Raw genomic sequence first — 20,501 nt, forward strand, 5'->3', positions numbered from 1 at the left:
TAAGCCAAGAACGAATATATTGATATTGTAGTCATTAGCACTCGAGAGTGATGAGTGCTAACAGGTAGAGGTGATATAATGGCTATTGATGAAAGAAAAATAAGAATACTTCAAGCTATCATTAATGACTATATCATGACAGGAGAACCAGTTGGTTCGAGGACTATAGCAAAACGATATGACTTAGGAGTGGGTTCAGCCACTATAAGAAATGAAATGGCTGATTTAGAAGAAATGGGTTATCTAGAGCAACCACATACTTCTGCAGGAAGGGTACCTTCAAATAAAGGGTATAGATTATATGTTGATAAACTTATGGAGCTTGGAAGACTAACTGAAGATGAAGAGCTTAAAATTAAGGAATATATAATTGATTCTGCTATGTATGAAGTTGATAAAATTGTAAAGCAAGCATGCTCATTATTATCAGAGCTTACTAATTTAACTAGTGTAGTACAGAAACCCTCTGTAAGAAGTAGTTACTTAAAATCTATTCAATTGCTTACAATAGATAGTCATAATTTGGTTTCAGTAATAGTAGCAGACAATGGTGTTATTAAAAATCATAGAATAAGAGTTAATAACATGCCTACAGCTGAAACTATTCAGATGATAAATTTAGTATTAAATGCAAGACTACGAAATTTAACTATTGAAGAAATTAACTTAGAAGTTATTAATAACTTGAAAAAGGAATTAGGCGGTTTTGATGAAGTTTTTAATGGAATACTTCCAGCTTTATATGAAACATTAAAGGAAACATCAAATAATGAGGTTTTTGTTGAAGGGGCAACTAATATTTTTAATTATCCTGAATACAACAATATAGAAAAGGCAAAGGAAATATTATCATTAATAAATGACAAAGAAAATTTATTAGAATTAATTGAACCTGGGAATGATATTACTATAAGAATAGGTGAAGAAAATGATTTTCCAGAAGCAAAGGACTGTTCAATTATTTCCGCAGTATATTCCTTAGATGGCAGACCTATAGGACGTATTGGACTTATAGGGCCTAAACGAATTAATTATTCTAAAGTGGTTGCCATAATGAATCAAGTTATGAAAGAACTTAATAAGAGTTTAAGAAATCAAATTATAGAATAAGAGAGATGAGGTGTTTTTGTGGAAGATAACAAAGATATTTTAGAAGAAGTTGACAACACTTTAGAAGCTGAAGCACAACAAGAAACTGAACTTAATTCTGAAGAAACTGCTAATACTGAATCAGAAACTAATGAAACTTCAGATACTCTAGAAGATTCAGAAAGCCTAGACGAAAATGAAGAAAATAATGATAAGGAAAATGAATTAGATATTATGCGTAAGTTAAAAGATGAAAATAAGAAATTAAGTAATGAGGCTGAAGCTTTAAAGGAGAGACTTCTTAGATTAACTGCTGAATATGAAAATTATAGAAAAAGAACAGCTAAGGAAAAAGAAAGTATTTATACAGATGCTTGTACAGATGTATTAAAAGAAATGATTCCAGTATTAGATAACTTAGAAAGAGCAGTTCAAGTAGAAGGAAATGCTGAAGATATTAAAAAGGGAATTGAGATGACTATAAAAGGATTTAATACTTCTTTTGAAAAATTAGGCGTTGAAGAAATTGATGCTACTGGAGAATTTGATCCAAACTTGCATCAAGCGGTAATGCACATTGAAGATGAAAATTATGGTGCTAATGCCATAGCTGAAGTATTCCAAAAGGGATATAAAAGAGGAGAAAAGATAATTAGATATACTGTTGTAAAGGTAGCTAATTAATAATAAAGAAATTTTACTAACTTAAATATATATTTTAGGAGGAAATAAATTATGGGAAAAATTATAGGAATTGATTTAGGAACAACTAACTCTTGTGTAGCTGTTATGGAAGGTGGAGAACCAGTCGTAATTTCTAACTCAGAAGGAGCAAGAACTACTCCATCAGTAGTATCATTCCAAGCAAATGGAGAAAGATTAGTAGGACAAATAGCTAAGAGACAAGCGATCACTAATCCAGATAAAACAATAATTTCAATTAAGAGACATATGGGTACTAACTATAAGGTAACTATAGATGGTAAGGATCATTCACCACAAGAAATATCAGCAATGGTACTTCAAAAGATTAAAGCTGATGCGGAAGCTTACTTAGGTGAACCTGTAACTCAAGCAGTAATTACAGTTCCAGCATACTTTAATGACTCAGAAAGACAAGCAACTAAAGATGCAGGTAGAATTGCTGGTTTAGAAGTTTTAAGAATAATAAACGAACCAACAGCTGCTGCTTTAGCTTATGGATTAGACAAAATGGATACTAACCAAAAGATATTCGTTTATGACTTAGGTGGTGGTACTTTTGACGTATCTATCCTAGAACTTGGAGATGGTGTATTCGAAGTATTATCTACTAATGGGGATACTAAACTTGGTGGAGATGACTTTGACCAAAGAGTAATGGACTTTATAGCAGAAAGCTTTAAGGCTGAAAATGGAATAGATTTAAGAAATGATAAGATGGCTCTTCAAAGATTAAAAGAAGCAGCTGAAAAGGCAAAGATTGAGTTATCATCATCAATGCAAACAAACATTAACTTACCATTTATTACAGCTGATGCAACAGGTCCAAAGCATATAGACTTAAACTTAACTAGAGCTAAGTTTAACGAAATAACTCATGATTTAGTTGAAAGATCAATAGAGCCAATGAAGAAAGCATTAGCAGATGCTAACCTTTCATTAAGCGATATTAATAAAATAATATTAGTAGGTGGTTCAACTAGAATACCAGCTGTTGTAGAAGCAGTTAAAAACTTTACTGGTAAGGAACCATCAAAGGGAGTTAACCCAGATGAATGTGTTGCTGTAGGTGCAGCTATTCAAGCAGGTGTATTAACAGGAGATGTTAAGGATGTATTATTATTAGATGTTACTCCATTAACATTAGGTATTGAAACTTTAGGAGGAGTTGCAACTCCACTTATCGAAAGAAATACAACAATACCAACTAAGAAGAGTCAAGTATTCTCAACTGCAGCAGATGGTCAAACATCAGTTGAAATTCACGTTGTACAAGGTGAGAGACAAATGGCAGCTGATAACAAGACTTTAGGTAGATTCACACTATCAGGTATTGCTCCAGCACCAAGAGGAATTCCTCAAATCGAAGTTACATTTGATATAGATGCTAACGGATTAGTTAAGGTTTCAGCTTTAGATAAGGCTACAAATAAGGAAGCTAATATTACTATTACTGCTTCAACTAACTTAAGTGATGATGAAGTAGAAAAGGCTGTTAAGGAAGCTGAAAAGTTTGCTGAAGAAGATAAGAAGAGAAAAGAAAAGATAGAAGTTAAGAATAACGCAGATCAAGTTTCTTATCAAACAGCTAAAGCTTTAGAAGAATTAGGAGATAAGGTATCTGCTGATGAAAAAGCTAAAGTTCAAGCTAAGTTAGATGAATTAAATAAGGTTAAAGATGGCGAAGATCTAGATGCAATTAAGAATGCTATGGAAGAATTAAATAAAGAATTCTATGCAATTTCTTCTAAGATGTATCAAGATGCTAATGGAGCAGAAGGTGCAGGATTCGATCCAAACAACATGGGTGGTGCAGGCGCTAGTGAAGCTCCACATGATGACAATGTAGTAGATGCAGATTTTGAAGTTAAAGACGATAAATAGTTGTAACCTATTAGTCAGAGATATATAATATATGAGGGAAGGCAAAAGTCGTCTTCCCTTTTGTAAAGTTTAAAATGGTGGTGAAAAATAGATGGCAAATAAGGACTATTATGCAGCCCTTGGGCTTGAAAAAGGAGCTTCTGATGAAGAAATTAAGAAAGCCTTTAGAAAGCTTGCTATAAAATATCATCCTGATAAAAATCAAGGCGATAAAGAAGCTGAAAATAAATTTAAAGAAATAAACGAAGCTTATCAAGTGCTTTCAGATCCAGAGAAAAAGGAAAGATACGATAAGTTTGGAACAGTTGATTTTGACGGCAGTGGATTTGGATCAGGTGGATTTGGTGGCTTTGACTTTTCTGATATGGGTGGCTTTGGAGATATCTTTGAAAGCTTCTTTGGCGGCGGCGGTGGCGGCGGCAGAAGAAGAAATGGCCCACAAAGGGGATCAGATTTAGAATATACTGTAAACTTAACCTTTGAAGAAGCTGTTTTTGGTGTTGAAAAAGAAATAGCAATAAATAGAAGTGAATCTTGTGAAACTTGTAGAGGAACAGGAGCAAAGGCTGGTACATCTAAGAAAACATGTCCTACATGTAGTGGAACAGGACAAATAAGAACTCAAAGACAAACTCCGTTAGGAAGTTTTGTTAGTACTACAACATGTAATAACTGTGGTGGAAGTGGTAGTATAATTGAAGAACCTTGTACTACTTGTCATGGAAAAGGTCATGTAAGAAAGAATAGAAAAATTAAGGTTAATATTCCAGCAGGTGTTGATACTGGAAATGTTATGCCTTTAAGAGGTCAAGGAGATCATGGAACTAATGATGGGCCTCCAGGAGATTTATATGTAAGAATTAATGTTTCTCCTTCTAAGAAGTTTGTAAGAAAAGGTAATGATATTTACTATGATACTCATATTTCTATGGGTAATGCAGCTTTAGGAGTAGAAATAACAGTTCCAACAGTAGATGGAGATGTTAAATATAGTGTTCCAGCAGGAACTCAATCAGGTACATTATTTAGACTTAAAGGAAAAGGTGTTCCAAGAGTTAACTCATCAGGAAGAGGAGATCAATATGTTAAGGTAATTGTTGATATTCCTAAGACTTTAAATGACAAGCAAAAAGATGCTTTAAGAGCATTTATGGAAGCTTGTGGAGAAAAAGTTGGAGAGACAACTCATAAGAAGGGATTAAAGGACCTTTTTAAATAGAAGTTTAGAAAATATAGTTTAATATTAAAACCCACTAATATTTCTTTAGACATTAATTCTAGAGAAATTTGGTGGGTTTTATTTTTTCACAGAGCGCAGGATATCTACTCTATCTGAAGGTTATAATAAATAATTTAGGCGCGTAGCAGTGCTTAGCTGTGAGAGGGTTAGAAATGGTAGCAATAGGATAGGGTTAAATAATTAAATTATTAGTTTAAAATAATTTATAATACATAAGCTATAAGATGAAATGAATAATACATAAGGTGGAAGATAAGAAAAGCTTATGATATATATAAGAATAAACTATAAATAGAACCTTACTATTAGTGATATAATTTAAGTTAGCAATACATAATAAGAGGTGGAAGATGGAAAAGTTAAAAGAAGTTTTATATGGAGAAATCGAAGGATTTAGAAAAGTAGGACATCAGTTTATTAACGGAGAACTTAATTTAATGCAATTTAAGCATGCTTCAGGTGGATTCGGAGTTTATGCTCATAAAGGTGGAAAAGACTTTATGATAAGGCTTAGAATTCCTTCTGGAATAACTAATGTTTCAGAGATGAATAAAGTATACGAGTTTACTCAAAAATATGGGTTAGAAACAATTCATTTCACTACTCGTCAAGCAATTCAACTTCATGGATTATCAATAGATGAAATTTGTGATTTGATGAAAGAAGCATTAGATAATAATATTTACACTAGAGGAGCGGGTGGAAATTTTCCTAGAAATGTTGCTATTTCACCATTATCAGGTGTGGAAAAGGATGAAGCCTTTGATGTTACACCATATGCAGTTGAGGTAGGAAATTATTTTCTAGAAAGAATATATACATATAAATTACCTAGAAAACTTAAAGTTTCATTTTCAAGTAATGAAAAGGATGAAGCACACTGTACTGTACAAGATTTAGGATTCCTTGCAGTAAATAAGGATGGTAAGGAATATTTTGAAGTGTATTTAGGTGGTGGACTTGGTCAAAATCCTAGAAAAGCTGTTAAGCATAGAGAGTTAATTGAACCAAAAGAAGTCTTATATTACGTTGAAGCTATGGTAAGACTATTTATGGATGAAGGTGACTATACTAACAGAAATAAAGCACGTGTTAGATATATAGTTGAGAGATTAGGTGAAGAAGAGTTTTTAAATTGTTATGAAAAACATGTTAAAGAAGTTAAGAATGACAAGAGTTTAGCAATTGAAGTTAAACCTAAAGTATATAATAAAAAAGGAATAAAAACTAATGTAGAAAATTCAAGATTAGTTGAACAAAAGCAAGAAGGATTATATAGTGTTTATTTACATCCAATCGGTGGTCAGTTATTAGTTAAAGATTTAAGAGCTATTCTAGATTTAATTGAAAAATTTGAAGATGTTGAAATAAGACTTTCAATGAGTGAAGGTGTGTACTTTAGAAATTTAAATGGTACAGAAGCCGAAGAACTACTAAAGTTGACTGAAGAAATGAGTGCTAAAACTGATTTTGAACAAAGTGTTTCTTGTATAGGAGTACCAACGTGTCAAGTTGGATTATGTAATAGCCAAGGAACATTACATGATGTTCTTAATTACTTCAAGGACAATAATGGTAGATTAGATATATTACCTAAGATACATTTCTCAGGATGTGGAAACTCTTGTGGAGTACATCAAATAAGTGGAATAGGTTTTACAGGTAAGAAAAAGAGAGTTGGAGATGCAGTTGAAGAATGCTTTACTTTATTTGTAAATGGAGCCTATGGAGTTGAAAAAACTAGGCTCGGAGAACCTTATGCAGATATACAAAGCAGCAGAATTCCTGAATTTTTATTTAGGCTTTCTAAGAAGGTTGAAGAAAGTGGGGTAAGCTTTGAAGAATATTTAACTAATAAGGCAGATGAATTTAAGGGCTTAGTAGAAGAATACTCTGTTTAATTAATAATAATCTTAAATTAACACTGAAGTTTTTAAATAAGAAATATTTGCAAATAATAATTATTAGCAGTATAATAAAAATATATTATTTTATGAGAAATATGGAAAAGATAAAATAGAAGTTTTAATTTAGGAGGAATAAAAATGACAGTTGTTAAATTTCAAGGTTCACCAATTACGTTAGAAGGAAAAACTGTATCAGTTGGAGATAAATTACCAAGTTTTAAAGTTGCTACTAATGATTTAGGAGAGTTTACAGAAAAAGATTCTAAGGGAGTTAGAGTGTTCTTAACAGTTCCATCAATCGATACACCAGTATGTAATATGGAAGTTAAGAAGTTCAATGAGCAAATTGATGCTTTAGAAGGGGTTACTTGCTACACTGTATCAATGGATTTACCATTTGCACAAAGTAGATGGTGTGCTTTAGAAGGAGTAGAAAAAGTAAAGACTTTATCTGATTATAAGGATAGAAGTTTTGGAGCTGCTACAGGTACTTATGCTAAGGAATTAGGATTACTTACAAGAGCATCATTCGTAGTTGATTCAAATGACAATGTAACTTTTGTTGAATACTTAGAAGAAATGACTAACGAACCAAGCTATGAAAAGATTTTAGAAGCGGCTAAAGCAGCTAAATAATTTCTGGTTTATAATAAGCTGTAGTATTAACTGTTGAATAAACAGCTAATACTACAGCTTTAATTTTTTGCTTTAATTAATGAAGTATAGAGGTAAAACAATACTAGACAGAAACTTAACATAAGTGTAAAATATTAAATTAGTCAAATATATCTGAAAGGACTGATTATTTAATGGAAGGAACATGGATTGAAGTTAGAGTAATTACTAAAAGTGAAGCTCTAGAACCAGTTTCAGGCATTTTTTATGGATTAGATTGTAAAGGAGTTGCAATTGAGGATCCTAATGATATCTTAAAAAGAGAGCAAGGACCTTTAACTTGGGATTTTGCTGATATTAATGTTTTAGAACATAAAGGCGCAGTAGCTGTTGTTAAAGCATATTTTGCTGAAGAAGATGATATAGAAAATATATTAAATTATGTGAATGAAAAAATTGAAGAATTAAAATCAATTGGCTTAGACTTAGGAGAAGCTAAAGTTGAAAGCGAAAAGATGTATGAAGAAGATTGGGCTAATAATTGGAAGAAATATTATAAGCCAACTAAGGTAGGAGAAAGAATAGTAGTTAGACCTATATGGGAAGAATATAAAGAAGAAAATGATGAATTAGTATTAGTTTTAGATCCAGGTATGGCTTTTGGAACTGGTACTCATGAAACTACTAGAATGTGTATTCAATCATTAGAAAACTATGTTAAGGAAGATAGCGTAGTATTCGATGTAGGATGTGGTTCGGGAATACTTGCAATTGCAGCAGCTAAATTAGGTGCTAAGAAAGCAGTTGGAGTTGACTTAGATCCAGTAGCTGTTGAATCAGCTAAAGAAAATGTAGGTTATAATAATTTAGATAATATAGAAGTTTTATATGGAAACTTAGTAGAAGTGATAGATGGAAAAGCAGATATAGTAGTTGCCAATATTATAGCTGAAGTTATATGTATTTTAACAGAAGATGTAAAGAGAGTACTTAAAGATGATGGTTACTTTATAACATCTGGAATAATTCATGATAGGGTAGATATGGTTACTAAAAAGTTAGAGGAAACTGGCTTTGAAGTTGTTGAAATAAACAAAGATGGGGAATGGAACTGTATAGTTGCCAAAGTAAAATAGGTTTTAAGGAGAGTTTTCAATGCATAAGTTTTTTACTCCTAAAGAAAATATAATAGATAATCAAGGTAAAATTTTAGGTGATGATGTAAAGCACCTATATAAAGTATTAAGGCTAAATGAAGGGGATCAAATTGTCTTAAACAACTGTGAAGGTCAAGAGTTTTTAGCGACTATAAAAGAAATAACTAAACAAGAAGTAATCTTAAATATTGAAGAAAAGTTAGAAATCAATAATGAAAGTTCAATAAAGATTTATCTTTATCAAGGTTTACCAAAGGCTCAAAAGATGGATTTAATAGTTCAAAAGGGGACTGAACTAGGAATTGCAGAATTCATACCTACTTTAACAGATAGAGTGGATATAAAGCTTAAGGGTGATTTTAAAAAGCTAGATAGATTGAATAGGATTGCGTTAGAAGCTGCAAAGCAAAGTAAAAGAAGTATAATTCCAAAGGTTTTAGAACCAGTGGATTTTGATACAGCTTTAAATAATCTTAAAAACTTAGATTTAGTTATAGTTCCTTATGAAAATGCTGAAAATTTCGGAATTAAAACACTGTTTAATAATGAAAATATTGATATATCTAGTATAAAAACTGTTGGAATATTAGTTGGTCCAGAAGGTGGATTTGAATTAGAGGAAATAAATAAGCTAAGAGAAAATGGTGCTTATATAGTAACTTTAGGAAGTAGAATCTTAAGAACTGAAACAGCTGGTTTTGTGGCTACTTCTTTAGTTCAATATGAGCTTGGAGATTTAGGAGGAAGTAAATAATGAAAGTTGCATTTTCAACTCTTGGATGTAGAGTTAATGTATATGAATCTGAGGCAATGGTAGAAAAATTTATTAGAGAAGGCTATGAGGTTGTAGAAGCAAGTGAAGTAGCTGATGTATATGTAATTAACACATGTACAGTAACTAATATGGGAGATAAAAAATCTAGACAAATTATAAGTAGAGCAAGAAGATTAAATGAAGATGCTATTATAGCAGTAGTTGGATGTTATTCTCAAATAGCTCCAAAAGAAGTTGCTGAAATACCTGGAGTTGATGTAGTTCTTGGAACTAGAAATAAAGGTGATGTAGTATATTATGTAAACAAGGCTAGAGATGAGGGGAAATCTCAAGTTCATGTTGAAGGTGTACTAAAGAATAAAAAGTTTGAAGAACTTAATATAGAAGAGTACCAAGATAAGACTAGAGCCTTCTTAAAGATTCAAGATGGATGTAATAGATTTTGTGCTTACTGTATAATACCTTATTCAAGAGGTTCTGTATGTTCAAAGGATCCTAAAAAGGTAATAGAAGAAGTGAATAAATTAGCTGAACATGGATTTAAAGAAATTATTTTATCAGGAATTCATACAGCTTCTTATGGACTAGACTTAGAAGGCAATGTTAATTTAATTGATATTATAGAGGAAATAGAAAAGGTGGAGGGAATTGAAAGAATCAGAATAGGTTCAATTGAACCAGCTTTCTTTACTCCTGAAGTAATTGAAAAGATTAAAGGCTTTAAAAAGTTATGTCCTCACTTCCATTTATCTCTTCAAAGTGGTTGTAATGCAACTCTTAAGAGAATGAATAGAAGATATACTGCAGAAGAATATGCAGCGTCAGTTGAGCTTCTAAGAAAAACTTTACCTGATGTTTCAATAACTACTGATGTAATTGTTGGTTTTCCAGGAGAAACAGAAGAAGAATTTAATGAAACATATGAATTCTTAAAGAACATTAAGCTTACCAAAACTCATGTATTTAAATATAGTCCAAGAAAGGGAACAAAGGCAGCTGATATGCCAGACCAATTAGATGGAACTATCAAAGAAAAAAGAAGTAAGCTTTTAATTGAATTAAGCAATAAAAATGAAAAAGAATTTATAGAAAAGTACATCGGTAAAGAAATGGATATTTTAGTAGAAACAGAGCTTAAGAATGAGCCTGGAGTATATGAAGGATATACAAGAAACTATATCAAAGTACATGTGCCTTGTACTTGTGCTGATGTTACTGGTAAAATAGTAGATATAGAAATAACTGAAGCAAAAGAAGAATACGGAATAGCAAAATTAATGTAAAATGTAGAATTAATAATGTAGAATGAAGGAAATAATTTAGCTAAAGCTAAATTATAAAAACTTGATTTCAGAAACTCAGTTCGCTGAGTTTCAACCTCAATTGTTAATTGTCAATTTTTAATTATTAATTGTTGGAAGGGTGGTGAGTTTATGAGTTGTATTTTTTGTAAAATAGTTTCTGGTGAAATTCCAAGTAAAAAGCTTTATGAAGATGATAAAGTATTAGCTTTTTATGATATTAGCCCTGAGGCTCCTGTTCACTTTTTAGTAATACCTAAGGAACATATTAAGAGTGCTAATGAAATAAATGAAGAAAATGCTAGTATTATTTCACATATATTCGTAGTTATTAATAAATTAGTAAAAGAACTAAATATAAATGAAACAGGTTATAGAATAGTTAATAACTGTGGAAAAGATGGAGGTCAAACTGTTGATCACATGCATTTTCATGTTCTAGGTCAAAGGGATTTGAAATGGCCACCAGGCTAAATTGTTTGTTACAAATAGTTGACTTTAGGGTACACCTATTGTATAATATAGCGTGTGTTATTAAGCCCGTAGCTGAGTTAAATTAATTAATTTGAGCTAGCGGAGGGAGGGATAATAGATGTCAGAAATAAAAGTTGGAGAAAACGAAACACTTGAAAGTGCGTTAAGAAGATTCAAGAGAAAATGTGCTAGAGCAGGAGTTCTTTCAGAAGTTAGAAAGAGAGAACACTATGAAAAGCCAAGCGTGAAGAGAAAGAAAAAATCAGAAGCTGCTAGAAAGAGAAAATTCAAGTAGGATAATTTTGATTTAGACTAAATAGAACTTAATTTTTAATTGAGTTGGCTATTATTGGAAACTATGATTATCCAATAGAACTAAATGTATTTAAATACATTAAAGTTGAGGACTATATTTATATAGTTATCAAAAAGTATAATGTTGTTATACTTGAATTAAGGGAATAAATAAGATTAATTTCTTATTATAGTACCTTCCTCAGCAGTTAATATGGGAAAATGAAATTATTAAAGAAACGGCTACACCACCGGTATTAATAACATTTGGGTATGACTCTGTGTTATATCAAAATTAATTTAAAGATTAATATTAACTGATAAATAAGCAAAAGGAATTTTCCTTTTGCTTTTTGCTTTATCTAAGAAACTTTTTTCAAAACTATAAGGTGTAATTTTCTAAATATTTTTATCATAAAGTACTATTAGAAATAATATAAGGAGAGAAAATTATGCAAGAAAAATTTGAGAAGAGTAGGGATATTATTGCAGAAAAATTTGATTTGCCGAAGGATGTAGTATTAAATTTACCTAAGATTACGATAATAGGTAATAATGAGATTACAATAGAAAATCATAAGGGGATAATATTGTTTGAAAGGGATATAATCAAGATTAATACTAAGGTAAAAGTAATAAATATTCAGGGAGAAAACTTTGAAATACTATATATTGGGGATTCAACAATCACTATAAGTGGTAGATTTAAATCAGTTTCTTACGAGGTGTAGTATGGCGAAGGGTGTTTTTGAAAGTGGAAAAGTTATATTAGAAATTAACATATTGAAACCAGAAAGACTTTTAAACATATTATGGAGTGAGAATATTAGGGTTATAAATGTAAAGAGAATAGATGTTGTAACTATAAGGATTACTATAGAATATGAAAATTACTTATCTGTAGTAGAAGTTGTAAAAAGGCTTGGTGGAAAAAGTAAAATAGTAGGTAGTAGAGGGATATTATTCTTAGTTGGAAAGTTGAAAAGTAAAGTTTTCTTAGCTATTGGTGGAGGAATGTTTATAGCTATTTTACTCTATTTATCAACATTTGTTTGGAGTATTGAAATTACTACTAGGAAAAATGTTTCTCCATATGAGTTAAGACAGCAACTATATGAATTAGGAATTAAACCTGGAATAAGTAAAAGTAAGATAGATTTTAAAGATATTGAAAAGAAATTAGAAAATATGAATTCAGATATTCTGTGGTTAAGAGCAAGGGTAGAGGGATCTACATTAAAGGTTTCAATAGAAGAAAAAGTTAATCCTCCAGAAATTAAGGAAGGAAACTTAGGTAACTTAGTTGCAAAAATGGATGGGGAGATTAGTAGAGTATATACATTTGCAGGGAGATCTGTAGTTCATTCTGGGGAATTTGTTAAGGCTGGAGATGTAATAATAGAAGGTATAAACGGGAAGGAAGAAGATCCTTATGAAGTTGTACCTGATGGAGTAGTTATGGCGAATACATTCTATGAAAAAAGCATAAAGGCAAAATACCAAGGAACTGAACTAAAAAGAAGTGGTGAAAAAGATAGTGATATATATTTAAATATCTTTGGTAAGAAAATTTATCTTAAAAAAGCTATAAAAGATTTTAAAGAGTATGATAAAATAGAGGAAAGTGGAAATATAATAAATAAAATTAATTACTATGAAAAAAAAGAAATTCCTATAGAATTCAGTAAAGAAGAAATTGTAAATAATTCTATTCATGATTTAGAAAAGTCTTTATACAATGAGTTAACTAGAGAAGCTAATATTGTAGATAGAATAGTTAGTACAAGAGAAGACTCAAATGATGAGTTAGTAGTAAATGTAGTTTTTGTTGTTGAACAAAACATAGTGAATTATGAAACGATAGATTATTAAACTACAGTAGTAAAGGGGGATGAACTTGTTTTTTAAAAAAGATATAAGAAAAGAAGAGTTGAAGTACAAGAGATGGCTAATATATATAGCCGTATTTTTAATGACATATTTATTATTGTTAACATCTATAGCGCCTAAAAAGCATAACTTATCAGTTGGAGATATAGCTCCTGTAGATATAAAGGCTCCTATTGATACTATAGATGAGATGGCAACTCAAGAAAAAGTACAAGAAGCAATAGCAAAAGCAAAAGAGGATAAACAGTATTCAGTTAAAAGTGAAGTTAAGACGCAGGCTATTGAGAATGTAAATAAATTGTTTAGTAAGATTTTATCAGAAATTTCATCTAGTAAAGAGGCTAAGGATAAATTAACTGAGGTTAAAAAAGTAGAGGCTTTTAAGCTAAGTGATGATGAATATAATACTTTACTTGCATTATCAGCATCTCAAGTATCTGATGTACAAACTATAGCTGTTAATACATTGGAAGAGGTTTATGCAAAGAATATTGAAGATAATAATTATGAAGCATTACAGAATGCAAGGAATATAGCTTTAGAAGAACTTCAAAGTAATAATTTAGATATGGCTCTTGAAGATTGTCTAACTACAATAGTATATTCTCAAATAAAGCCTAACTTTTTTATAGACACTGAAAAAACTGAAGAGAAAATTAAAGAAGCAGAAAAAAGTGTTCAAAAAGAAATTATTAAAAAGAATCAAATAATAGTTAAAGAGGGAGAGCCTGTAACTGAAAGACAAATAGAAATTTTAGAAGAGCTTGGATTGTTAAGTAATGGTATTACTAAAAGTAATGTATCATCATTTTTAGCATTAGCAGTTTTAGTAGCCTTAATATTATTTATTCAATTCAGTTATATATATAAAGAAAGATCAGATGTATTTAAGAGTACCAAGCTAATAACTCTTATAAGCAGTATTAATATTATTGTTTTGGGATTATCTATGGGGCTTAATATAATTTCACCTTATATTATACCTGTAGTTTGTGGAGCTATTCTAATGACCATTTTGATTGATTATAGGATATCTTTAGTAACTAATCTTTTAAACTTAATATTTATATCTATTATAGTTGGATTTAATCCATCAATAATACTATTATCAATTTTAAGCATTATACTTGGTTCTACAGCAGTTAAGAAGGTTCAACAAAGAAATGATATTATATATTCAACTGGATATATTGCAGTAATAATAGGAGTTTTAGCATTAACAATTGGTATGATTTCATCTAATAATTTAAAAGAAAACTTTATTCAAACAGGTTACACATTAATAGGTGTTGTTTTATCAGGAATTTTGGCTGTTGGATTATTACCATTTTTTGAATCCATATTTGATGTAGTAACTAATATTAAATTATTAGAGCTTTCTAACCCAAATCAACCATTAATGAAAAAACTTATTATGGAAGCACCAGGTACTTATCATCATAGTATGATGGTGGCTAACTTAGCTGAAGCTGCAGCCGAATTAGTTGGAGGTAATCCTGTAATTGCTAGAGTAGGCGCATATTATCATGATATAGGTAAGACTAAAAGACCATATTTCTTTGGTGAAAATCAAATAGCGAGAGATAATCCTCATGATAAGATTACACCGAATTTAAGTACTTTAATTATACTTTCTCATACTAAAGATGGATTAGAGATGGCTAAAGAGCAAAAGATACCTAAAGTAATTCAGGATATTATAGTACAACATCATGGAACTACTTTAGTTAAGTATTTCTACTTTAAGGCTAAAAAAGAAGCAGAGAATCCAGATGAGATTAAGGAAGAAGATTTTAGATATCCAGGGCCAATTCCTAATACTAAGGAAGCAGGAATACTAATGCTTGCGGATAGTGTTGAGGCTTCTGTTAGGTCTATTACAGATCCAACTAAAGGTAAAATTGAAGAAATGGTTAATAATATAATTAATGATAAACTTAATAATAGGCAACTAGTAGATTGTGATTTAACATTGAAAGATGTGGAGATAATAAGAAAGAGTTTCCTTAAAACTTTAGATGGAATTTATCATCATAGAATTGAATATCCATCTGAGGCAAAAACTAAAAAGGAAGTAAAATAAGGCTGTCATAGACAGCCTTATTGACAATTAACAGTTAACAATTAATAATTGACAATTAAGGTGATAATTTGTTCCAAATTACTTTAATAAAGTTTTTTTGATATAAAAATTATTAGTAAGTAATATTTAGAAGTGTCGTATAGTAATTAATGTTTAACGATTGTTAGTATATATAGCTTGGAAATCTTTATTAATAATTAAAAATTAGCAATTGAGGAAGTAATTTATATGAAATTACTTGAGATAGGAGAATTGATTTTTATAGTTAGTAAATTTTTAATAAGTAATAATAAATAGGTATTAGGTGATACTTAGGTAGTTTAAATTAGTGGTTAACAATTATTAGATTATATAGAGTTTAGATTAAAGCTGAAAATATAAGGAGAGAAAAATGTTATATACAGAAAACAGACAAGATAAAATTGAAGTTACAGATGAATTTGTAAATAAAATTACGGAAGTATGTAATTTTGCTTTAAAAGAGGAAAATATGGATATACCTTATCAAATTTCATTATTATTCGTTGATAATTCTGAGATAAAAGAAATAAATAATGAGACTAGAAATATAGATAGAGAAACTGATGTATTATCATTTCCTATGCTAGATTTTGAAGAGGGAAAAGTATATAAAGACATTTATGTTGACTTTGAATTCGATGAAACATTTAAGGATGGAGAAGAGCTTATATTAGGAGATATGGTTTTATCTTTAGAAAAGGCCTTAGAACAAAGTGAGGAGTATGGTCACTCTTATGAAAGAGAAGTTAGCTATTTAGTGGTTCATTCTATCTTACATTTACTTGGATATGATCATATGGTAGATGAAGATAAAGTTAAAATGAGAGCAAGGGAAGAGGAAATATTAAATAAATTAGATATTAGAAGATAGTATATAAGTTGCAATAAGTACTCTATATTTAATTGAATTATTATCTTCAGGTATAGAGTTTGGGTAAAGTAATTTATATTAAAGAAATTAAATAGTCGATGATTTCGATTTGTAGTACTTTATTAAAGAATGGGTATTACCTTTTAAGCTATAAGGCTATAAGAAGTAAATTATTAATTGGAACATATATACTAAGTATAGGGGGAGATTATGAAGATAAAAAAGTTGGTTGAAAGTTTTAACTATGCAATAGAAGGTATTATACACACGGTTAGAACTCAAAGGAATATGAGAATCCATTTAGCAGCAGCTTTATGTGTGCTTATAGCATGCTTTGTTATAGATATATCTAAGGCAGAATTTTTAGTTTTAGCTGTAACGATAACTTTAGTTTTAGCAGCTGAAGTTATTAATACAGCTATAGAAGCAACTATAGACGTGAGCACAAATCATTATCATCCTTTAGCTAAGATTGCCAAAAATGCAGCAGCAGGAGCAGTTTTAATTACTGCTATTAATGCTTTAGTTGTTGGTTATGTGATATTTTGGGATAAAATTTCTTTAGTATCTTATGATGTAATACATAAGATGAAGGAATCTGATCCATATATGGTTTTAATAGCTTTAGTAGTAGTTACTATTGCAACGCTAATTGTTAAATCTATATATGGAGAAGGTACACCTTTAAAGGGAGGAATGCCTAGTGGTCATAGTGCTCTTTCTTTTTCAATTGCAACGGCTATATCTTTAATTACTGAAGAACCCATATGTATAACACTTAGTTATTTAATGGCATTTATTACAGCGCAAAGTAGAGTAGACTCCAATGTTCACTCTGTTTTTGAAGTGATTGTTGGAGGGCTTTTTGGGACCTTACTTACGCTCTTGATATTTGTTATTTTTAAAATATAAATTTAATTAAATAGATGATAAAAGTTCTTAAGAATGCTATAATTTTAAAAAAGAAACTTTTAATAATTTTCAATTATTAATTAGTGTTGCTATTAGGTAGCACCTTAAACTAGGAGGAAAAATGTTTAAATCAGGATTTGTAACGATAGTAGGAAGACCTAATGTAGGTAAATCAACATTATTAAATCATATAATGGGGGAAAAGCTTTCTATAGTATCTAATAAACCTCAAACAACAAGAAATAATATTCAAACTATATTAACTGGTGATAATCATCAATTAGTCTTTGTAGATACTCCAGGAATACATAAACCTAAGCATAAGCTAGGGGAATATATGGTTAACTCTGCAAAAGACTCAATTAAAGAAGTAGATTTAGTTTTATTTTTAATAAATCCAGATGAAGAAATAGGAAGAGGAGATAAGTTTATAATAGAAACTTTAAAAAATCAAAAAGCTCCAGTATTTTTAGTGGTAAATAAAATTGACGAATTTACTCAAGATAGAGTAGCAAAAACCTTACAAATGTATTCAGAGGAGATGGATTTTAAAGAAATTATTCCAATTTCAGCTTTAAAGGGAAAGAATGTAGAAAAGCTAGTTGAATTAATGATAGATACTATGCCAGAAGGACCTAAGTACTATCCAGATGATATGATAACAGATGTTCAAGAGAGATTTGTAATATCAGAAATAGTAAGAGAAAAGGCTTTAAGAACATTAAGGGAAGAAATACCTCATGGTATTGCTGTTGATGTAATTCAAATGAAGCAAAGTCCAGCAGGTACATGGCATATAGAAGTGGATATGCTTTGTGAAAAAGATTCTCACAAAGGAATAATAATAGGTAAAAATGGTCAGTCTTTAAAGAAAATAGGTGAAAGTGCAAGATATGAAATAGAAAGGTTTTTACATTCTAAGGTTAACTTAAAAATATGGGTTAAGGTTAGAAAAGAATGGAGAGACAATCAAAACCTATTAAAGGAGCTTGGCTATAAGAAGATGAAATAGGGAGATGGTTTTTCTGTCACTACATAAGGTGAGAGCTGTAGTTATTAAAACTATGGAATATAAAGAAAATGATAAACTAGTATGGTTATATACTAGCGAATTAGGAAAGATAACAGCTATAGCTAAGGGATCAAGAAAGAGTAAGAGTAAGTTTTTGTCTATTACTCTTCCCTTATGTTATGGGGAATATATATTGTTTAAAGGAAAAAACTTATATAACCTTCAAGAAGGAAAAATAATAAGTTCTTTTCAAGGCTTATTAGATAATTTAGACAAATTAACATACTCATCTTATATATGTGAGCTTATTGATATATGCATTGAAGAAGGGGAAGTAAATCAGGAGCTATTTAGAAGCTTTATTACATGCATGTACTTGCTTAATACAGATGCATTAGATTATGAGCTACTTATAAGAGCCTTTGAGCTTAAAATATTAAGTGCTACAGGTTATGGGTTAAATTTAGACTATTGCGCAAGCTGTAGAAAGAGGATTACAGTGTCTAATTATATATCATTATCTAGTTATGGAGGACTTTGTGAAAGTTGTGAAAAGGTTCATGGAATTTACATTTCAAAGCCTGCATATAATTCAATAAAGTTTTTAATGAAGACTCCTATGGATAAAATATATAAGTTAAATGTAAATGAAGAAGTGAAAAGGGATATAAGAAAAGTGATTACACATATTATATCCTCAAATTATTCTAAAAAGCCAAAGAGTCTAGAAATGTTAAATTATATTTAAGGAGTGATTAAAGATGGAGATTACTTTAGAAAAGGTTGATTTAGTTATTGAAAGAACTGGTGTTACTTATGCAGAAGCAAAGCATGCTTTAGAAGTAAGCAATGGAGAGGTGTTAGACGCAATAATTTATATTGAGAGTATAAAAGAAGCTGATGCAGAAGCAAATGAAAAAATAAAAAGTGAAAGTATAGAAGATTTTAAAGAGTGGCTTAAAGAATTAATCAATAAAGGGAATGTAACTAGAATTAAGATTAGTAAAGATGGTAAGGAAATTGTAAATGTACCTGTAAATGCTGGAATAGCTGCAGGAGTTATAGCTATAATATTACCACCTGTATTAGCCTTTGTTTTAATTGCTGCCGTAGTTACTAAGATAACTGTAGAAATAACTATGGCTGATGGTAGCGTAGAAGTAGTAAATAAATATATAAGCAAGGCAGTAGATGAAATAAAAGATGTTGCTACTGATGTTGCAGATAAAGTTAAGAACAAAGTTGATGAAGTAAAAAAAGATAAGTCAAATAAGGATGAATATAAGATTTACAAAAAATCTACAATAAATACATCTGATGAAAATGATAATTCTTTCACATATACTGTTAATTTTGATGAAGAAGAGTAAATTAAAGGAAAACAGAGGTAAACAGTGGAAAGAGTAAAATAAAAGAATGAAAATAGGGATATTCGGTTAAAATGAGTGATTTTTCAGAAAATTAAGTATAGTCAAACTATTATAAAATGTTATAATTAGTATGTAAATATCAAACTAATCAAAATTATCTGAATATTCCTATTTAATCTAGAAAGAGGGATAAATTTGAAGTTGTCAGAAAGGCAAGAAGAAATTATCAGACTAGTTAAAAAAGGACAGCCTGTAACTAGTGAAGCTTTGGCAGAAAAGCTTGGAGTTACCAGAGCTGCTTTAAGGGCAGATCTTGCAATTTTAACGATGATAGGGGTATTAGATGCTAGACCTAAGGTTGGTTATGTATATTTAGGTGAGGCTCAAAATACTAGAATATTAGAAAATATATCTAGAGTTTTAGCTGGTGAAATTATGTCTAAGCCAGTTACTGTTACTGAGGAAACTACAGTATATGATGCAATCGTATTCTTGTTTTTAAATGATGTGGGTACATTATTTATTGAAAACAATGGGATTTTAGTAGGAGCTGTTTCAAGAAAAGACTTTTTAAAGAATGCAATAGGCGGAACAGATATACATAAGGTTCCAGTTGGAGTTATTATGACTAGAATGCCTAATATAGTATGTGGGTCTACAGAAGATAGTGCTTACGATTTAGCAAAAAAAATAATAGAGCATGAAATAGATAGTATTCCGATAGTTGAGAAAATTGGGGATGGGTTAAATGAAAGACCTCAATTTAAGATTGTTGGAAAAATTTCAAAAACTAATATTACAAAGCTCTTCGTAAAACTGGGTGAGGGTAATTAATTACAATATTTAATTAGCTAGCTACAGCCAAAGGCTGTTAGTATATACATCAATTTGATTGAACGGAGGA

20 protein-coding genes are annotated in these 20,501 nt (G+C 30.2%); all 20 read left to right on the forward strand.

The features are described 5' to 3' along the window. Positions 1-78: 78 nt before the first annotated feature. The 20 genes from hrcA to E5347_RS00520 all read left to right on the forward strand — a co-directional run bounded on the left by hrcA (position 79) and on the right by E5347_RS00520 (position 20,431). Positions 79-1,110 carry a heat-inducible transcriptional repressor HrcA gene (hrcA, locus tag E5347_RS00425; RefSeq protein WP_136003454.1) on the forward strand — a complete coding sequence of 344 codons (1,032 nt, stop codon included), beginning with the start codon at positions 79-81 and terminating at the stop codon, positions 1,108-1,110. Between the two features lie 18 nt (positions 1,111-1,128). Beyond that, positions 1,129-1,773: a nucleotide exchange factor GrpE gene (gene grpE, locus E5347_RS00430; protein ID WP_136003456.1), complete on the forward strand. Its 645-nt coding sequence runs from the start codon at positions 1,129-1,131 to the stop codon at positions 1,771-1,773. A 51-nt stretch (positions 1,774-1,824) separates the two neighbouring features. Next, complete coding sequence (dnaK, locus tag E5347_RS00435; protein ID WP_136003458.1) at positions 1,825-3,675, forward strand: molecular chaperone DnaK; 1,851 nt, start codon at positions 1,825-1,827, stop codon at positions 3,673-3,675. 91 nt (positions 3,676-3,766) lie between these two features. Next, positions 3,767-4,894, forward strand: coding sequence for a molecular chaperone DnaJ (gene dnaJ, locus E5347_RS00440; protein ID WP_136003461.1), 1,128 nt, complete (start codon positions 3,767-3,769; stop codon positions 4,892-4,894). 371 nt (positions 4,895-5,265) lie between these two features. Next, positions 5,266-6,816 carry a nitrite/sulfite reductase gene (locus tag E5347_RS00445; protein ID WP_136003463.1) on the forward strand — a complete coding sequence of 517 codons (1,551 nt, stop codon included), beginning with the start codon at positions 5,266-5,268 and terminating at the stop codon, positions 6,814-6,816. A gap of 144 nt (positions 6,817-6,960) precedes the next feature. Continuing rightward, entirely contained in the window at positions 6,961-7,458 is a 498-nt protein-coding gene (gene tpx, locus E5347_RS00450; protein WP_136003464.1) for a thiol peroxidase, read from the forward strand. A gap of 173 nt (positions 7,459-7,631) precedes the next feature. Beyond that, a complete protein-coding gene (prmA, locus tag E5347_RS00455; protein ID WP_136003466.1) occupies positions 7,632-8,573 on the forward strand; it encodes a 50S ribosomal protein L11 methyltransferase in 942 nt (313 codons plus the stop codon). A 19-nt stretch (positions 8,574-8,592) separates the two neighbouring features. Further along, complete coding sequence (locus E5347_RS00460; protein ID WP_136003468.1) at positions 8,593-9,348, forward strand: RsmE family RNA methyltransferase; 756 nt, start codon at positions 8,593-8,595, stop codon at positions 9,346-9,348. Next, positions 9,348-10,652 carry a tRNA (N(6)-L-threonylcarbamoyladenosine(37)-C(2))-methylthiotransferase MtaB gene (mtaB, locus tag E5347_RS00465; protein WP_136003470.1) on the forward strand — a complete coding sequence of 435 codons (1,305 nt, stop codon included), beginning with the start codon at positions 9,348-9,350 and terminating at the stop codon, positions 10,650-10,652. The genes E5347_RS00460 and mtaB overlap by 1 nt, the downstream gene beginning before the upstream one ends. 150 nt (positions 10,653-10,802) lie before the next feature. Further along, a complete protein-coding gene (locus E5347_RS00470) occupies positions 10,803-11,144 on the forward strand; it encodes a histidine triad nucleotide-binding protein (protein WP_136003472.1) in 342 nt (113 codons plus the stop codon). A 118-nt stretch (positions 11,145-11,262) separates the two neighbouring features. Continuing rightward, positions 11,263-11,439, forward strand: coding sequence for a 30S ribosomal protein S21 (gene rpsU / locus E5347_RS00475; protein ID WP_003441547.1), 177 nt, complete (start codon positions 11,263-11,265; stop codon positions 11,437-11,439). 451 nt (positions 11,440-11,890) lie between these two features. Beyond that, positions 11,891-12,169, forward strand: coding sequence for a sporulation protein YqfC (gene yqfC, locus E5347_RS00480; RefSeq protein ID WP_136003473.1), 279 nt, complete (start codon positions 11,891-11,893; stop codon positions 12,167-12,169). Position 12,170: 1 nt separating this feature from the next. Next, entirely contained in the window at positions 12,171-13,310 is a 1,140-nt protein-coding gene (gene yqfD / locus E5347_RS00485) for a sporulation protein YqfD (protein ID WP_136003475.1), read from the forward strand. A gap of 19 nt (positions 13,311-13,329) precedes the next feature. Continuing rightward, a complete protein-coding gene (locus E5347_RS00490) occupies positions 13,330-15,411 on the forward strand; it encodes an HD family phosphohydrolase (RefSeq protein ID WP_136003477.1) in 2,082 nt (693 codons plus the stop codon). Positions 15,412-15,802: 391 nt separating this feature from the next. Next, a complete protein-coding gene (gene ybeY / locus E5347_RS00495) occupies positions 15,803-16,303 on the forward strand; it encodes an rRNA maturation RNase YbeY (protein ID WP_136003479.1) in 501 nt (166 codons plus the stop codon). A 210-nt stretch (positions 16,304-16,513) separates the two neighbouring features. Continuing rightward, positions 16,514-17,215 (forward strand): diacylglycerol kinase, encoded by a 702-nt coding sequence (locus E5347_RS00500; protein WP_136003481.1) that lies wholly within the window; start codon positions 16,514-16,516, stop codon positions 17,213-17,215. 121 nt (positions 17,216-17,336) lie between these two features. Further along, positions 17,337-18,227, forward strand: a complete 891-nt coding sequence (gene era, locus E5347_RS00505; RefSeq protein WP_136003484.1) for a GTPase Era — start codon at positions 17,337-17,339, stop codon at positions 18,225-18,227. A gap of 4 nt (positions 18,228-18,231) precedes the next feature. Further along, on the forward strand, positions 18,232-18,975 hold the full coding sequence (gene recO, locus E5347_RS00510; RefSeq protein WP_136003486.1) for a DNA repair protein RecO: 744 nt from the start codon (positions 18,232-18,234) through the stop codon (positions 18,973-18,975). A 13-nt stretch (positions 18,976-18,988) separates the two neighbouring features. Beyond that, complete coding sequence (locus E5347_RS00515) at positions 18,989-19,597, forward strand: DUF4342 domain-containing protein (RefSeq protein WP_136003488.1); 609 nt, start codon at positions 18,989-18,991, stop codon at positions 19,595-19,597. A gap of 195 nt (positions 19,598-19,792) precedes the next feature. Further along, complete coding sequence (locus E5347_RS00520; RefSeq protein WP_136003490.1) at positions 19,793-20,431, forward strand: helix-turn-helix transcriptional regulator; 639 nt, start codon at positions 19,793-19,795, stop codon at positions 20,429-20,431. Positions 20,432-20,501 lie beyond the last annotated feature (70 nt).

Source organism: Clostridium sartagoforme (assembly GCF_004794105.1).
Lineage (GTDB): Bacteria > Bacillota > Clostridia > Clostridiales > Clostridiaceae > Clostridium > Clostridium sartagoforme_B.

Excerpts from the sequence above, each read along its gene's own strand:
- hrcA (WP_136003454.1), top strand. The coding sequence starts at position 79 with ATGGCTATTGATGAAAGAAAAATAAGAATACTTCAAGCTATCATTAAT.
- dnaK (WP_136003458.1), top strand. The coding sequence starts at position 1,825 with ATGGGAAAAATTATAGGAATTGATTTAGGAACAACTAACTCTTGTGTA.
- dnaJ (WP_136003461.1), top strand. The coding sequence starts at position 3,767 with ATGGCAAATAAGGACTATTATGCAGCCCTTGGGCTTGAAAAAGGAGCT.
- E5347_RS00445 (WP_136003463.1), top strand. The coding sequence starts at position 5,266 with ATGGAAAAGTTAAAAGAAGTTTTATATGGAGAAATCGAAGGATTTAGA.
- tpx (WP_136003464.1), top strand. The coding sequence starts at position 6,961 with ATGACAGTTGTTAAATTTCAAGGTTCACCAATTACGTTAGAAGGAAAA.
- prmA (WP_136003466.1), top strand. The coding sequence starts at position 7,632 with ATGGAAGGAACATGGATTGAAGTTAGAGTAATTACTAAAAGTGAAGCT.
- E5347_RS00460 (WP_136003468.1), top strand. The coding sequence starts at position 8,593 with ATGCATAAGTTTTTTACTCCTAAAGAAAATATAATAGATAATCAAGGT.
- mtaB (WP_136003470.1), top strand. The coding sequence starts at position 9,348 with ATGAAAGTTGCATTTTCAACTCTTGGATGTAGAGTTAATGTATATGAA.
- E5347_RS00470 (WP_136003472.1), top strand. The coding sequence starts at position 10,803 with ATGAGTTGTATTTTTTGTAAAATAGTTTCTGGTGAAATTCCAAGTAAA.
- rpsU (WP_003441547.1), top strand. The coding sequence starts at position 11,263 with ATGTCAGAAATAAAAGTTGGAGAAAACGAAACACTTGAAAGTGCGTTA.
- yqfC (WP_136003473.1), top strand. The coding sequence starts at position 11,891 with ATGCAAGAAAAATTTGAGAAGAGTAGGGATATTATTGCAGAAAAATTT.
- yqfD (WP_136003475.1), top strand. The coding sequence starts at position 12,171 with ATGGCGAAGGGTGTTTTTGAAAGTGGAAAAGTTATATTAGAAATTAAC.
- E5347_RS00490 (WP_136003477.1), top strand. The coding sequence starts at position 13,330 with ATGAACTTGTTTTTTAAAAAAGATATAAGAAAAGAAGAGTTGAAGTAC.
- ybeY (WP_136003479.1), top strand. The coding sequence starts at position 15,803 with ATGTTATATACAGAAAACAGACAAGATAAAATTGAAGTTACAGATGAA.
- E5347_RS00500 (WP_136003481.1), top strand. The coding sequence starts at position 16,514 with ATGAAGATAAAAAAGTTGGTTGAAAGTTTTAACTATGCAATAGAAGGT.
- era (WP_136003484.1), top strand. The coding sequence starts at position 17,337 with ATGTTTAAATCAGGATTTGTAACGATAGTAGGAAGACCTAATGTAGGT.
- recO (WP_136003486.1), top strand. The coding sequence starts at position 18,232 with ATGGTTTTTCTGTCACTACATAAGGTGAGAGCTGTAGTTATTAAAACT.
- E5347_RS00515 (WP_136003488.1), top strand. The coding sequence starts at position 18,989 with ATGGAGATTACTTTAGAAAAGGTTGATTTAGTTATTGAAAGAACTGGT.